Annotated in this window: 15 protein-coding genes and 1 tRNA gene; 7 read left to right on the top strand and 9 right to left on the bottom strand. The window is 36.7% G+C overall.

The window, feature by feature from the left end; genetic code table 11:
• Positions 1–22: 22 nt before the first annotated feature.
• The 5 genes from WHA_RS04470 to WHA_RS04450 form a co-directional block, all read right to left on the bottom strand.
• Positions 23–922, bottom strand: coding sequence for an Rpn family recombination-promoting nuclease/putative transposase (locus tag WHA_RS04470; protein ID WP_015589316.1), 900 nt, complete (start codon positions 920–922; stop codon positions 23–25).
• A gap of 290 nt (positions 923–1,212) precedes the next feature.
• A complete protein-coding gene (gene dxr / locus WHA_RS04465) occupies positions 1,213–2,376 on the bottom strand; it encodes a 1-deoxy-D-xylulose-5-phosphate reductoisomerase (RefSeq protein WP_015589315.1) in 1,164 nt (387 codons plus the stop codon).
• Between the two features lie 82 nt (positions 2,377–2,458).
• On the bottom strand, positions 2,459–2,956 hold the full coding sequence (locus WHA_RS04460; protein WP_007548965.1) for a hypothetical protein: 498 nt from the start codon (positions 2,954–2,956) through the stop codon (positions 2,459–2,461).
• 320 nt (positions 2,957–3,276) lie between these two features.
• Positions 3,277–3,978, bottom strand: a complete 702-nt coding sequence (locus tag WHA_RS04455) for an ABC transporter ATP-binding protein (protein ID WP_015589314.1) — start codon at positions 3,976–3,978, stop codon at positions 3,277–3,279.
• The gene (locus WHA_RS04450) at positions 3,971–4,753 is read right to left on the bottom strand and encodes an MlaE family ABC transporter permease (protein ID WP_015589313.1); all 783 of its coding nucleotides are present in this window, start codon (positions 4,751–4,753) and stop codon (positions 3,971–3,973) included. The genes WHA_RS04455 and WHA_RS04450 overlap by 8 nt, the downstream gene beginning before the upstream one ends.
• 339 nt (positions 4,754–5,092) lie before the next feature.
• Between WHA_RS04450 and rpmF the strand changes: the two genes are divergently transcribed.
• From rpmF to WHA_RS04435, 3 genes are read left to right on the top strand one after another with little or no spacing between them, the layout of a single operon-like run.
• Positions 5,093–5,275, top strand: coding sequence for a 50S ribosomal protein L32 (gene rpmF, locus WHA_RS04445; RefSeq protein ID WP_041573607.1), 183 nt, complete (start codon positions 5,093–5,095; stop codon positions 5,273–5,275).
• Positions 5,276–5,285: 10 nt separating this feature from the next.
• Positions 5,286–6,323 (top strand): phosphate acyltransferase PlsX, encoded by a 1,038-nt coding sequence (gene plsX, locus WHA_RS04440; protein WP_015589311.1) that lies wholly within the window; start codon positions 5,286–5,288, stop codon positions 6,321–6,323.
• Positions 6,316–7,272: a beta-ketoacyl-ACP synthase III gene (locus WHA_RS04435; RefSeq protein WP_015589310.1), complete on the top strand. Its 957-nt coding sequence runs from the start codon at positions 6,316–6,318 to the stop codon at positions 7,270–7,272. The genes plsX and WHA_RS04435 overlap by 8 nt, the downstream gene beginning before the upstream one ends.
• A gap of 735 nt (positions 7,273–8,007) precedes the next feature.
• Here the strand turns inward: WHA_RS04435 and WHA_RS04430 are convergent.
• The 3 genes from WHA_RS04430 to mnmE form a co-directional block, all read right to left on the bottom strand.
• The gene (locus WHA_RS04430) at positions 8,008–9,024 is read right to left on the bottom strand and encodes an NAD(P)/FAD-dependent oxidoreductase (protein WP_015589309.1); all 1,017 of its coding nucleotides are present in this window, start codon (positions 9,022–9,024) and stop codon (positions 8,008–8,010) included.
• Between the two features lie 168 nt (positions 9,025–9,192).
• Positions 9,193–9,280, bottom strand: a tRNA-Ser gene (locus WHA_RS04425).
• A gap of 47 nt (positions 9,281–9,327) precedes the next feature.
• Positions 9,328–10,656, bottom strand: a complete 1,329-nt coding sequence (gene mnmE, locus WHA_RS04420; protein ID WP_015589308.1) for a tRNA uridine-5-carboxymethylaminomethyl(34) synthesis GTPase MnmE — start codon at positions 10,654–10,656, stop codon at positions 9,328–9,330.
• Positions 10,657–10,878: 222 nt separating this feature from the next.
• On the opposite strand from mnmE, the gene nuoI reads away from it, so the two are divergent.
• The 4 genes from nuoI (at position 10,879) to infC (ending at position 14,121) form a co-directional block, all read left to right on the top strand.
• Positions 10,879–11,361: an NADH-quinone oxidoreductase subunit NuoI gene (nuoI, locus tag WHA_RS04415; RefSeq protein WP_041573606.1), complete on the top strand. Its 483-nt coding sequence runs from the start codon at positions 10,879–10,881 to the stop codon at positions 11,359–11,361.
• 115 nt (positions 11,362–11,476) lie between these two features.
• Positions 11,477–11,692 (top strand): hypothetical protein, encoded by a 216-nt coding sequence (locus WHA_RS06790; protein ID WP_144054593.1) that lies wholly within the window; start codon positions 11,477–11,479, stop codon positions 11,690–11,692.
• Positions 11,689–13,590 (top strand): threonine--tRNA ligase, encoded by a 1,902-nt coding sequence (gene thrS, locus WHA_RS04410; protein WP_015589306.1) that lies wholly within the window; start codon positions 11,689–11,691, stop codon positions 13,588–13,590. Before WHA_RS06790 ends, thrS begins: the two co-directional genes overlap by 4 nt.
• A gap of 12 nt (positions 13,591–13,602) precedes the next feature.
• Positions 13,603–14,121: a translation initiation factor IF-3 gene (gene infC / locus WHA_RS04405; RefSeq protein WP_015589305.1), complete on the top strand. Its 519-nt coding sequence runs from the start codon at positions 13,603–13,605 to the stop codon at positions 14,119–14,121.
• A 28-nt stretch (positions 14,122–14,149) separates the two neighbouring features.
• Here the strand turns inward: infC and nuoF are convergent, their stop codons facing one another.
• A complete protein-coding gene (gene nuoF / locus WHA_RS04400) occupies positions 14,150–15,412 on the bottom strand; it encodes an NADH-quinone oxidoreductase subunit NuoF (protein ID WP_015589304.1) in 1,263 nt (420 codons plus the stop codon).
• Positions 15,413–15,419: the final 7 nt, after the last annotated feature.

The following is a 15,419-nucleotide window of genomic DNA, read 5'->3' as shown; positions in this document are numbered from 1 at the left end:
CAACTGCAAATGCACTTTGAAATTACTCTGTACCGTTCACACTTAATTCTTCAATCTCACTAATAGAAAGGCCAGTAAACTTGACAATAGTGTTAACATCAACATTATTAGCCAGCATTGCTTTTGCGACTTCGATTTTCCCTTCAATTTTGCCTTCCTCTTTACCAATTTTTTTGCCTTTTTCAGTAGCAAGATCAAGTCTGTATTCAAGAATGGCTTCTTCTTTCCGTAGATCCATTATTCTTTCTTCGTAAGCTACTAAATCTTTTTCATTCCAGCTAAACCTGTCTAATTCATCGTAGGCTAACTTTATTATTGGTGCTTTTTCTGCTATTTTCCTTAAGTCTTCTTCCGTAGTTTCATCTGCATATTTGAAGAAAAATAACCAACGATCCACTATGCTTTCTAGCTGTTCTTCCTTATTCTTAGGAAATTTAGGTAGTTCAATAAATATAAATTGAAAATCTTTTAAGTCATGCTCATTGGTTTTCTCATCTCTTATAGTGTGGTTGGATATATAATCAACTTCTTCAGGAAGTAAGTTACAATTTGATATAGCAATAAAGAAGACTTTCTTTAAATCAATGTAGTTGCCAGATTTATCTAATTGTCTTGAGTAAGCCTTAGCAGCATACAGTTGAGCTCGTTTTTCGAAGCCTTTATCGCGAGTAAGCTGCATTTCAATCACATACCTGGTCCCACTAGAATCCCTGCAAAGAACATCAACTATACTTTGCTTATCAGAGGCAATTTCAGGATCCATTATAGTACTGAGGAATTCCACTTCTTGTATAGTATTTATCTCGGTAAACCCTAAAATATCATTCAAAAAATGTATGAGAATATTCTTATTTTTTTCAGTGCCAAAGATTCTTTTAAAGGTTAAATCCAGCTTAGGGTCGAGAAACTTAGATAAAGCCATAGCCAAAGTGCTTAAAAATATTAATAATTATACACTATTATTAACAATTATTCAACCATATTTTTGAAGATAGCTATAGCTATGCCGCCGCGAACCGTCATACCGCCGCGGTATCTCTAGATCCCGCTAACAAGCAGCGGGATGACGAATTACTTAACCGTCATACCACCGCGAACCGTCATACCGCCGCGGTATCTCGGCATAGATTCCGCTAACTAGTAGCGGAATGACGATTGTGTATCGTGCTTTGCTAAAAAAAAAATCACAGAATGCAGTCTGGTTACATTACTCTAGCTATACGCAACAACTTTACTTTCAACAATTTTGTGAGCAATAATACGACTTTCACAATCAATATTTATTATATCAGATAGTGAATTAATATCAGTATAACTATCAAAACTTTCCATTGTTGATTCCACTACTTCTACTATTTTTAAAAAGCCGATTCGTGACTTCAAAAATTCATTAACAGCTATTTCATTTGCAGCATTGAGCACAATACTGTTTGTTTGTGGAGCAGAAGAGTTTAACACTGCCATGCTAAGCTTTAGCGCAGGAAAACGCTTATGGTCTGGTTCTTGAAAGGTCAATTTTCCTTGCTTTGTTAAATCTAATTTACGATTTAAAGCTGATCTTTCCGGCCAAGACAAAGCATATGAAATGGGAATTGCCATGTCAGTCTCTGCAAGCACAGCAAAGTTGAACCCATCCTTATAAGTTACAATTCCATGTACTATTGACTCAGGATGCACTATTGCTTCAATTTTATCCGGGCTGATGTTAAACAAGTTATGTGCTTCTATTATCTCTAGTGCCTTATTCATCATTGTTGCGCTATCAATCGAGATTTTCTTTCCCATATTCCAAGTGGGGTGACTAAGCGCCTGATCTACTATGACATTTCTTAATTGCTCAGAACTATAATTTAAGAATGGTCCACCAGAAGCAGTAAGTATGATCTTTTCTATGCATTTGTCGTCATTTTGCAAAATTTGAAAAATTGCGTTGTGCTCAGAGTCAATAGAGATTATTTGTACGTTTTTTTCTTTAGCTTTTTTAAGTAATAACTTTCCACCGCAAACAATGCTTTCTTTGTTTGCCAATGCAATGACTTTGGTACCGCTTTCTATAACCTCCATAACTGGCTCAAGGCCTGCAATGCCAACTATTGCAACAACTGAGAGATCAACAGGTATGGTAGCAATATTTGTAGCACCAATTGCTATTTTTACATCTGTACCAAGTAGATTTTCTTTTAAATCTTTGTAAAGCCTTTCATCGGAGATAGCAACATATTTTGCATTTAGCAGTTTTGCTTGGTGTGCCAGTAGAGCAAAGTTCGAATGGGCACTTAGTGCTTCCACTTGGTATTCTTCTTTTCTCTTTGAGAGCAAATCTACAGTCTTTTTTCCAACACTTCCTGTTGACCCTAAAACTGAAACCTTTTTCACTAAGACAAACTCATGTTAATTATAACAACAGCAACTTTTCTTATTAGGCCTTCTCGCATACTATTCAGCAGTTTTTAAGCGTTTAACCAAGTTCATGTCCGTGGTCATCGCCAACAGATGGTGAAGGACCAGGTGAAAAAGATTGACCATGGTGATCACCTGCATCATGCATGTCTTGCAAACCATCAGCATTATGAGCTATTTCGTTATTGGCATGAGGGTAATCATCTGAGTGATGTCCATCATCACCATGAGCCATATCCATTCCTTCTGATGGCATATCTTCCCCACCTCCACCTGAAAAATATTCTGCAAGGCCTTCAAGAAATTTTATGCCAAACATATTACCTGATTTTCCAAACAGCGTTACTAGACTACTACCACTCACCAAACCTTCAAACACGTTACTATAAGCAGCAATTGCTCCTTCATGAAAGTTGAACAACCATTTCATTCCATCCACGACTGTTGAAACAGAGTCACTATGACCAAGACCAAAACCACTTTTCTCACCAGCAGCCTCTTGGTGTTGCTGCTGCGCTTGCCATTCTGCAATATTTGGACCTTGAGCTTCACTCATAAATTTTTACTCTCAACCTTAAGCTATTATTTTATCACAAATATTGCAAAATATCAATAGAGCTTTTGAATATAGCTAATACAAACAATTTCTGTCATCCTATATATAGCTAAACTGACTTACGACAATTTGAAAAACGACAAATTCGTCATTCCGCTACTAGTTAGCGGAATCTATGCCGAGATACCGCGAATGAATCGCGGTATGACGTGTTAGCTATAGGATCCAGTTTGAAAAAAATCTGAATTCCAATGTCCACTACCTTTTACAAAGTTAAAACTTAAAAATATGACTGTTAGCAATAGTGTATATATCTTTAGCTATATATAATGAATGAATTTTTTTATATATTCGTTATTAGTATTTTGTATTTCCTGAACAGTTCCATGGGAAATGATCTCCCCTTCATATAATACTGCTATTTTATCAGCTATTTTAAATGCGCTATGAATATCATGTGTAATCGTGATAATTGTAGGGTTAAGATCTCTAGATAATTTTATTATTATCTCGTTTACTATATCTGACATAATTGGGTCCAATCCTGAAGTTGGTTCATCCAAAATAATGATTTCTGGATTGTGTGCAATCGCCCTTGCAAGTGCCACTCTTTTTTTCATTCCACCTGATAGCTCTATTGGAAACATATCTGCTATGCTTTCCTCCAGTCCAACATCATTTAACTTCTCGATTGCTAGCTGTTTTGCCTCTTTTTTGCTGATATTAAAGCGCTTTTTATAATTAAAAGATATATTTTCCCACACTGTAACGTAGTCAAATAAAGCGGAATTTTGAAATAAACCCCCAAATTTATTTTTGCTTTTACTATTTATTTTAACAGACCCTGAGTCTGGAGCAAGCAAGCCGATAATTGTTTTTGTTAATACAGATTTGCCGCTTCCTGAGCCACCAAGTATGACTAATGATTCCCCTTTTAATATATCAAAATTTAGATCTTTTAGTACTGTCCTATCATCAAAAGATAAGCTTAAGTTCAATATTGATATTATGGGGTTACGCATGTATCAAAGTAATCATGTAGTTTGCTAAAATGATCAGTATGGACGATAAAACAACAGTTGATGTTGTAGCAACACCTACTCCTCGTGCACCTTCTTTGCAATGGTAACCGTAATAGCAGCTTGAGACAGAAATTATGGCGCCAAATACAGTTGCTTTTATTAGCCCAGTTATAAAATCATACGTATTAAAGAACTGAGCTGTGTGTTTAATGTATATATTTAAATTGTGGTTAAATTCGAAGACTGCAGTGATACATCCTCCAAATATTCCTATTAAATCTGCACATACTGTAAGTATGGGAAATACTATGATTGACGCTAAAATCCTTGGTGCAATTAAATATTTAAAAGGGTTGATGTTCAAGGTTGTAAGTGCATCTATTTGCTCGGTGATGCGCATTGTACCAATTTCTGCTGCAACTGATGATCCAACCTTTCCTACCATTATTAAGCTGATCAAAACTGGTCCTAACTCTTTAATGATAGTGATCGTAACAAGTTTGGGTATTATCTGTTCTTGGTTAATTAATGGGTCACTCAAGCTACTTTGTAAAACTATTGCCGCTCCTATAAAAACTCCAGTGAGCCCAACAATTGGCAGAGAGAAAAAGCCTATCTCTATAATTTGTCTTGCTATGTTGCTAAAATAATATGGTGGCACAAGGCAGTGGTATAGAGATTGAATAAAAAATATGAATGCACTACCAAGCCTTAACAAAAAATTGATAAAGTACCTACCAATTATTCTAACACTATTTATATCAAAAAAGCTCACTTTGTATTCATTTTAGCTAGAGGTTAGTCTTACTGATTTTATTAAAATTTTTATTAACTTTATCGCAAAGTATAGCTGAGATATGTTTTAAGTTCAATATACTTGATGTTTTAATTTAAAGCTTAACCCAAGAAAGGTTTCCCTACGTCATACCGCAATTCATTCGCGGTATAGATTCCGCTAACGAGTAGCGGAATGACGGTTTTTCAAATTGTAGAGCCACTTTAGCTATAGAACTCAATTACATAAGCAAACCTTACTTATTTTACTATCCCTGTTTACTTCCTGTAAAAAACATGTTACTAATGAATTGAATTTTGTAGTAGAATGGAGGAAGTTTTGGCAGTTCCAAAAAGAAAAAAGTCAAAGTCAAGGCGTAATATGCATCGTTCTCATCATGCTATTGAGCCTAAGAATATTGTGGTATGTTCAACAACTGGGGAATTCATGTTGCCTCATAACGTAGCAGTTGATGGCAGTTACAAAGGAAAACGGGTTTTCATCAAGCAACAGGCAGAGTGACTATTATGATATGTTACCTACGGTCAATAATAATATAGTTATTGCACTTGACGCTATGGGGGGCGATTTTGCGCCTCTTTCCGTAATTCATGGTGCTGGTTTTTTTTTAGACAACCTTGTTGACCCAGGCATTAAAGTTTTTTTTCATATTTATGGAGATAAGGAAGAAGTATCTCCTTTGCTTTCAAAATACAAAAAAGTAAGTAACAATTCTGAGTTTACTCATTGTTCTGACAATGTTCTTGCAAATGATAAGCCATCTTTTGCACTGAGGCATCGTAAAGACTCAAGTATGAAAGCTGCCATTGAGGCAGTAAAAAAAGGTAAAGCTTTCGGAGTGGTGTCTTCAGGCAACACCGGAGCATTGATGGCAATTTCCAGATTTATTTTAGGAACATTACCAAACATTTATCGTCCTGCTATTGCCTCTATCTGTCCAACTAAGACAAAAAGCTTCGCTTTGCTTGACCTTGGTGCAAATGTTGATTGTAATGCCGACTCATTATTTCAATTTGCGTTAATGGGTAGTATATTTGCAAAAATAGCATTAAAAATTGACAATCCTGAAGTTGCTTTGCTAAATATCGGCACAGAAGAAGTTAAAGGTAATGACTCAGTGCGCGGCGCTTTTGAGTTGCTTAAAAACGCTCCAGGCATTAATTTCAAAGGGTATATAGAGGCAAGTGAATTTTTAGAGGGTAGTATAGATGTGATTGTTGCTGATGGTTTTGTTGGCAATGTAATGCTCAAAACGGCTGAGGCAACCGCTAGTACCTTTATCAATCTAATAAAGCAGGAAGTATTCAATTCGTGGATAGCGAAAATGCTTGTTGGTATATTGTTAAAATCCAAACTAAATAAAGCTTTAACGCGTTTTAATCCCAAAATTAGAAGTGGAGCTATGTTTTTAGGGCTGAATGGTATCATCATTAAAAGTCATGGAAATTCTGATGCTATTTCTTTTGCCCATGCCATAAAATTTGCAGTAAATGCAATTAGTGAAAATTTAAATCAAAAGATAATTAACGGGGTAAGTCATATTGAATAAAAGTTTCATATTAAGCACTGGATCTTACCTACCAAGAAAAATGTTGAGTAACAACGAAATTGCATCGATAGTTGAGACGAGCGATGAATGGATAAGGCAGAGAACAGGAATAGTTCAAAGGCATATAGCAGATGAAGGAGAACTAACGTCAGATCTAGCTGTAAATGCAGCAAAAAGTGCTATAGAAAAAGCTAAAATTTCAGTAGATGAAATTGACTTGATTATAGTTGCTACAACAACTCCTGATAAAACTTTTCCTAGCTGTGCAACGATTGTACAAAGTAAGTTAAAATGTAAAAACGCATTTGCTTTTGATGTACAAGCAGCATGCTCTGGTTTTATATATGCAGTTACAGTTGCTGATTCGCTCATAAAATCTAACAATAGAATTAAATATGCATTGGTTATAGGTGCTGAAATAATGTCTAGGATTGTTGATTGGGAAGATAGGTCAACTTGTGTACTCTTTGGTGATGGTGCTGGTGCAGTGGTGATGAAATCAGAAATGGGTAGAAGCGGCATCATATCAACAAACTTATACTCTGACGGCAATGTGGACATACTATGTACGAACGGAGGGGTATCCTCTACTGGTGATTCTGGAAAAATATGCATGAATGGAAGAGAAGTGTTTAAACATGCAGTGGATAAGTTAACAGCCTCAGTAGAGGAAACTCTGAAATGCAATAATTTGAAAATCACTGATATTGACTGGTTAATTCCCCATCAAGCAAACATTCGTATTATTGAAGCAGTAGTAAAGAAATTAGATTTTCCTATAGAGAAAGTGATTAATACCGTTGATAAGCATGCAAACACCTCAGCGGCATCAATTCCACTGGCCTTAGACTATGCAATACAAGAATCAAAAATAAAATCAGGAAATCTGGTACTGCTGATTTCAATAGGTGCAGGCCTGACCTGGGGTTCCATGTTGCTGCACTATTAGACTTCCTGCATTACCTCCTGTCATCCAAGTACCCTCTTTGTCATTCCAGTGCCTCTTTCTCCTGTCATCCCAGTAGCCCCTTCGGTGTCATTCCAGTCTGGAATCCAGTTCTTATTGTACATTCACCTGGTGTAAAGTTAAGTTTCCTGGATCCCAGTGTCAGCTACTCGGATGACAAAAAAAGGAGCACTGGAATGACAGCAGTCCTACGTCATACCGCGATTCATTCGCGGTATCTCTAGATCCCGCTAACAAGCAGCGGGATGACGGTTGTCGTTTAGCCACAAATATTTAAGAAATTTACCAAATGAAAAAAAAGGCAAAAGAAGCCCTGGGGTTATTATCCGCTTTAAAATATTGGCGTTTTTTATGTTTTAAACGCTTGACAAGCGAGATTAAGCTGCTTTTAATTGCAACTAACTTACGCTGCAAATGTTTAAGAAATTTACTAAGCAGAAAAAAAGACAAAGAATCCCCGAGTTAGCTAGTCTTTTACTATCTCTGTCGAGTATTGGCATTTTTTGATGTCTTGTAACGCTTTGTAAGCGCGTTCAGCTTATTTAGATAAAAATCTAGATGTAGATGAAGTTTTGTAAAGACATACAGTATCTATATACTGCAAAAAATTGAACATAAGACGCCGATACATTAAGTAATCCTTACCTTTTAATCTGCAGATTGGCGAAAGCAAATACAATAGCTTCAGTTTCATGATAAGGGAGCTGGCGAGGTTTGTCAAGGAAGTTTTTCTTTCCCGTGAATTCCCTTCGAAGTCGAGTATTGAAAATTGACTGGAGAATTGTGGATTACTTTGTATATGTCATGACAAGCCATGGCACTCTCAGCAAAACCACTTAATATTAACTTTAGTTTGCCTGAATAAATAGCTATATCTCCGATTGCATATATCCTATCTCTACTGGTTTTAAGTATAGCTGGGTCGACAACTATGCGGCTATGTTCTAACTGTATACCCCAATTGTTTATTGGACCAAGATTCATTGACAATCCAAAAAATGGCAGCAAAAAATCAGCGGATATTTCTTTTTCTTCCTTAGAGGCAATGTTTTTTACTATCACTGTGCTCAATTGCCCATTACCTCCTGCTAGTTCGTGTAATTGATATGGCACTACCAGTTCTATCTTTCCATCACTTTCAAGTGATTCTAATTTATTTCTAGTTTCAGGAGTGCAGCGAAATTCCTTTCTCCTATGTATCACATAAATTTTCTTCGCAACTTTAGAAAGTTCTACAGTCCAATCAGCCGCAGAATCACCCCCCCCTGCAATGACTATAGTTTTATCCTGAAAATCAGAAATTTTATTTACACTGTAAAATACAGATTTATTTTCATATTCTAATATACCATTCAAGGGCGGACGGTTAGGTTCAAACATTCCGTTACCTGCAGCAACAATAACGGCTTTGCATTTTACCTCTGTACCTGTATTAGTTATGATAATAAAGCTTTGATCGCAGTTATTCGAAATCTTTTCTACTTTTTGACTTAAATGGTAAATAGGCTTAAATGGCGAAGCTTGCTCCATTAGCTGCTCAATTAATTTTTGGGCAGTAATTACAGGATAACCAGGTATATCATATATTGGCTTTTCTGGGTAAAGAGCTGTGCATTGTCCTCCTGCTTGATCCAAAACATCTATTATATGACATTTCATATCAAGCATTCCCGCTTGAAAAGCAGTGAATATTCCAACTGGTCCTGCACCTATTATTACTATATCGGTTTTCATATTCAGATGGTGATCTATTTATAGATATTAGCTTTCTTTGCTAACAAGGTCAATTTACAAAGGGATGTATTTTTAAAAGATGTGGCTAGATTAGACAAGATTTCCAGCGTTATGAACCACATAGTCCAAATAAGCTCTAAAAATCAGCTAGCATAGCGAGATGCTGTGCGGACGGAATGGGATTCGAACCCATGGTACGCTCATCACGTACGTCAGTTTTCAAGACTGGTGCCTTAAACCGCTCGGCCATCCGTCCATTTCTTTTCTATCACAACATTTGATTTTAAGCAATCTATAAAAGCTTTACTTGCCCACGCAAAAGTTGCTAAACACACTACTCAATATTTCCTCAACATCAATAATTCCAATCACCGCACCAAGTTCAAATGCAGCAAGCCTCAAATCTTCAGATATCAACTCAATTGGATTATCGATATTAAAACGTTGTAAATGTTCCAGTGCTTTCTTCATGTGATTCCTATGTCTTTGCCGAGTGATTACAGGGGTGTCTCTATCATGCCCAAATTTTTCCTCTGCCTTCTCTTTTATGAGAGAGATCAATTTGTTTGTACCTATTTCCTTTAGAATAGAAATGGGTAAAAGATCTATGCCATTAATTTTTATATTGTGATTATTGATAACATCGTCAGCTTTGCTCAATACATAAATAGTATCGCTATTTACAACGTTGCAATTGATATTATGACGCTGTTCAAAAGGAAATAGTTCTATTCTTAAATCAGCTTCAAAAGACCTCTTTTTCGCTCGACTTATACCTTCTGATTCTATTGGATCTGAACTCTCACGAATTCCAGCAGTATCAGAGAGAATGATTGGGTATCCGCCAATGTCAATATGAGCTTCAAGTATATCTCTTGTTGTGCCTGCATATTCAGAAACAATAGCAATATCACGCTTGGCTAAGAAATTAAACAGAGTTGATTTACCGACATTTGGTTTACCAGTTATTACAATATGTAAACCCTCACGCAACCTTTCGCCCCGTCTATTATCATTTAAATGCTCTTGTATCAATCGCACGAGAGATTGCACTTCATTATTAATTTTTTCCAACTCACTTTTTTCTGCCCAAATGTCCTCTGGAAAGTCTATATATGCTTCGATTTTGGATTGTATCGTTATCAATCTTTGCCTCCAATTGCTGTATAGTCTCTCCAATTCTCCTGATATCTGCTTAATCGCTTGTTTAGCTTGCATTTTCGTCTCAGCGTCAATTAAGTCTGCAATTCCTTCTATTTGAGTTAAGTCAAATTTACCATTTAGAAAAGCCCTAAGTGAGAATTCTCCAGGCCTGGCCATAACGAAAATTTTTGATAATTCCTCCAAGATGATTTTTATGACTGCCTTACTTCCATGCACTTGTAACTCTATAACATTCTCGCCAGTGAAACTGTTTGGAGCAGGGAAATAGATGATTATTCCATTATCTATCAATTGATTGAAATCATCATATAGATCAACTAAAGTAGCAAATCTTGGTTTAATTTCTTTCTTAATATGAAAATGATTTAAAGCTTTAAGCGCGTAATTGCCTGAAATTCTGATTACTGCAACTCCTGACTTACCAAATACGGTCGACAAAGCGAAAATAGTTTCATTTGTGTTTGTCATTATTTATATAAACTACTTAGCAATATTACACTTAAGAAACCAAAATACCTAATTTGAAAATATTCAAAATTTTTATCTATCTTGCTAGTTTATATTAATGCAGTACTATCATACTAGTGAATGTATTATATAGAAAAGCTGTAAAAGTCACCCAGGTGAAAATATTTATTTTGAAAACTGATAATATGATTTATAATGACTGACACAAGTTTTAAATATTTTATGCTCAAGAAATTAGCTTGGTATTGGTCTTTTGCAGAGTTAATCAAAGGGTTTGCTATTACATTGAAATATATGTTCAAACCAAAGGTTACGTTAAGATATCCTATGGAGAAGGGCCCTTTAAGTCCAAGGTTTCGTGGTGAGCATGCGTTGCGTAGGTATCCAAACGGTGAAGAACGGTGCATAGCTTGTAAATTATGCGAAGTTATCTGCCCTGCTCAAGCAATAGTTATTGAAGCAGAGGAAAGAGAAGACGGTAGTCGTCGCACCACACGCTATGATATTGACATGACAAAATGCATATACTGCGGGCTTTGCCAAGAGGCATGTCCAGTTGATGCAATTGTGGAGGGTCCTAACTTTGAATTTGCTACTGAAACGAGAGAGGAGCTAATGTACAATAAAGAAAAGTTATTGCGTAATGGTGAAATTTGGGAAGACGCAATTGCACTCAGGTTAAAAAAGAATAGACCTTATTATTAATGTTCAGAGCTTATAACCCTGTTATCCATTATGATTTAGGGGCAGTGCCCACTAGGGGTGGTGTCATCCAAGTAGCTGATACACAACTGTACGAACATTTGTTTGCGAGGGCAGTATGTTAAATGTTATGGCCTGTTTTGCCTCAAACACAAAGGTGTCATCCCAGTGCTTGACACTGGGATCCAGGTATAAAAATATTTGCAAATTGTGCAATGGACAACAGATTTTAGGAGCATACGTTAAACTAATTTCCATTATAAAAATAAGATGGATCCCAGTGTCACGCACTGGGATGACAAAGAGAGGGTTAGACAAAAGGGTCGATAAATGATTAGGATTACTTTCTCAACCGAACAAAAAGTAAAAGAATACAGTGGTAAAGTCACTGGCTTTGATATACTACAGCCGAATGTTTTAAAGGAAGCAGTTGCATTGAAAGTAAATGGTGAGTTATATGATCTCTCACGTGAAATTGAATCTGATACAGAGATAGAGGTAATACAACTGAGTGACGAAGCGGGTTTAGATATAATAAGGCATGATGCTGCTCATATAATGGCGCAGGCAGTGAAAGAGCTATTTCCTAATACTCAGATTACTATCGGCCCAACAATTCAGGACGGTTTTTACTATGATTTTGCTACAGATCGTACCTTCACTACGGACGATCTTACCGCAATAGAAAAGAAAATGAAAGAGATTGTAAAAAGTAACCACAGATTTGTTCGAGAAGTTTGGACTCGCAAGCAGGCAATTGATTTCTTTAGTGGTATAGGCGAAAAATATAAGGTTGATATTATCTCATCCATACCAGAGGGTGAAAACCTAACTGTTTATAGGCAAGGTGATTTTATTGACCTATGTCGTGGTCCGCACTCACCATCAACCGGCAGAGTTAAAGCGTTTAAACTTATGAAAGTAGCGGGTGCATACTGGCGAGGTGATGCAAAGGGCCCAATGTTGCAGCGAATATATGGCACAGCATGGAGAAATAAGGATGAATTAAACGCTTATCTTGAGTGTCTCAAAGAAGCAGAGAAACGTGATCACCGCAAAATTGCCAAGGATATGGATTTATTTCACATCCAAGAGGAAGCTGTTGGGCAGGTTTTTTGGCATGAACAAGGATATATTCTATATAATGTTCTTGAGTCTTACATCAGAAAGAAGCTAATAAATAATGGCTATTTTGAGGTAAAAACTCCTATTTTAATAAGCAAAGAGCTGTGGGAAAAATCTGGACATTGGGATAAGTTTCGTGAAAATATGTTTATTGTTGATGAATCTGAAAGCAAAAAGCTAGCAATAAAACCCATGAATTGTCCTTGTCATGTGCAGATTTTTAATTCTCACACCAGAAGCTATCGTGATTTACCAATACGTATGGCAGAGTTTGGCACATGCCATAGAAATGAAAGCTCAGGCTCATTGCACGGACTGATGCGAGTGCGTGGTTTTACGCAAGACGATGCACACATTTTTTGTATGGAAGAACAAGTGAATTCTGAGACTATAAAGTTTTGTGACCTTTTAAAAGAAGTATATTCAGAGCTTGGGTTCAATGAAATTTCTGTGAAATTTTCAGACCGTCCAGGTATTAGAGCAGGTAATGATGAAGTATGGGATAGAGCTGAAAAAGCGCTGCTTGAAGCCGTTAAAGAAGCGGGCTTGAGTTATAAACTTAATCCTGGTGAAGGTGCATTTTATGGTCCAAAGCTAGAGTTTGTTTTAAAAGATGCAATAGGCAGAAGCTGGCAATGTGGAACATTGCAAGTTGATTTCATTTTACCAGAACGTCTGGGAGCTTTTTATATAGGGGCAGATGGACACAAGCATCACCCTGTTATGCTACATAGGGCAATTCTTGGGACTTTTGAGCGTTTTATTGGAATTTTGATAGAAAATTATGCAGGAAAATTTCCAGTTTGGCTTGCTCCAACGCAACTTGCTATTCTGACCATTACAAATGAGGCTGACGGTTACGCCACAGAAATCAGCAATGTCTTAAAAGAACAAGGTGTGAGAGTCAAGACTGATTTGACCAATGAAAAAATTAGTTATAAGATACGTTTGCATAGTCTAAACAAGGTTCCTATATTGTGGATTGTAGGCAAAAATGAAGTTACAAGTAAAACTGTGTCAGTGAGAAATTTAGGATCGGAAAGACAGGAGTCTTTTTCTTTGGAAAAGGCTAATGAATCGCTGTTAAAAAGTATTAATTTGAATTAAGGGAGTTAAAGTTTGCAAGTTAAAAAGAACAATAAAAACAGAATTAATGGATTCATCACAGCTAAGGAGGTACGCTTAGTTGATCACAGTGGTGAAATGGTCGGAATCGTGCTAATAGAACGAGCTTTGGAACTTGCACAGGGTGTTGGTTTAGACTTGGTAGAAATTGCACCTGATTCAACTCCTCCAGTATGTAAAATACTGGATTATAGCAAACAAAAGTATGATATAAAAAAGAAAGCAAGTGAAGCAAAAAAGAAACAAAAAACATTAACTATAAAAGAAATTAAACTGGGTCCCAATATTGGTGATCACGATTACGGAACAAAATTGCGTCAAGCAAGAGACTTACTTGCCCACGGACATAAAATCAAAGTTACAATGAGATTTAAGGGCAGAGAGCTTATAAACACTGAAGTTGGATTGGAAAAATTAGAACGGCTAATTAGAGACACTGAAGATATCGCAAAGGTAGAATTAGCACCTAAAAGGGAAGGGAATCAATATTTTTTAGCTCTGGTTGCTAAGTAGCAAGACGGCTTAAGAAGTATAAGTAGAGTTAAACTATCGCTCTCTCTTTGATAACATGGCGAAAATGTCTTATTAATCCTTGAATCGGCCAAGCTGCAGCATCGCCAAGCGCGCAAATTGTATGTCCTTCTATTTGAGTTGTAAGGTCAAGCAGCTTATCTATTTCATCAGGTTTAATATCTCCTGCCACCATCCTCTTCATAATCCTCCACATCCATCCAGTACCTTCACGGCATGGTGTGCATTGCCCACAGGACTCATGCATATAAAAGTGTGATAACCTCTCTATTGCAGCTATTATATCAGTTGATTTATCCATCACTATTACAGCAGCAGTACCAAGCCCTGATTGTGCAGTTCTTAATGAATCAAAATCCATTTCAATAGTATCGCATATAGATTTTGGAATTAATGGCACTGAAGACCCACCAGGTATTACAGCAAGTAAATTATCCCAACCCCCTCGCACTCCACCTGCGTATTTTTCAATCAATTCACGTAATGGAATTCCGAGCTCTTCTTCAACATTACACGGGTTGTTTACGTGCCCTGAAATACAAAAGACCTTGGTACCAGTATTATTTGGTTTACCAAGAGATGCAAACCATTCTCCTCCGCGATTCAGAATATCTGGAACCATGGCTATAGTTTCAACGTTGTTTATTGTAGTTGGGCAGCCAAAAAGTCCAACACCTGCAGGAAATGGAGGTTTCATGCGAGGAAAGCCCTTTTTTCCTTCAATTGATTCAAGTTGAGCTGTTTCTTCTCCACATATGTAAGCTCCTGCACCCCTATGGATAAACACATCAAGATCATAGCCTGATTTGCAGGCATTTTTTCCAATTAAACCTTCTTTATAGGCTTCCTCAAGTGCCTTTTTTAGAACTAAATATTCATTATAAAATTCACCCCTGATATAAATATATGCAACTGATGCGCTGATCGCTCTGCCGGCCAGGAGAATTCCCTCAAGTAACTTATGTGGCTCATATCGCAATATATCTCTATCTTTACATGTACCAGGTTCTGACTCATCTGCATTGACTACTAAATATGTTGGTTGTTTTTTTGGAAGATTTTTGGGCATAAAGCTCCACTTAAGGCCGGTAGAAAATCCTGCACCTCCTCGACCTCTCAAACCAGATTTCTTTACTTCATCAATGATTTTTTCTGATCCTAAATCTAGTAACTCCTTTGTTTTTTGCCAGCTACCACGTTTTTTTGCACCCTCAAGTAGTGGAGTTTCTTTACCATTTAGGTTGGTGAATATTTTGTCTTGTTCTTTTAGCATGTTTTTC

Source organism: Wolbachia endosymbiont of Drosophila simulans wHa (assembly GCF_000376605.1).
GTDB classification, from domain to species: domain Bacteria; phylum Pseudomonadota; class Alphaproteobacteria; order Rickettsiales; family Anaplasmataceae; genus Wolbachia; species Wolbachia pipientis.
The sequence above is the reverse complement of the archived record's forward strand: the minus strand, read 5'-3'. Positions and strand labels throughout refer to the sequence as shown.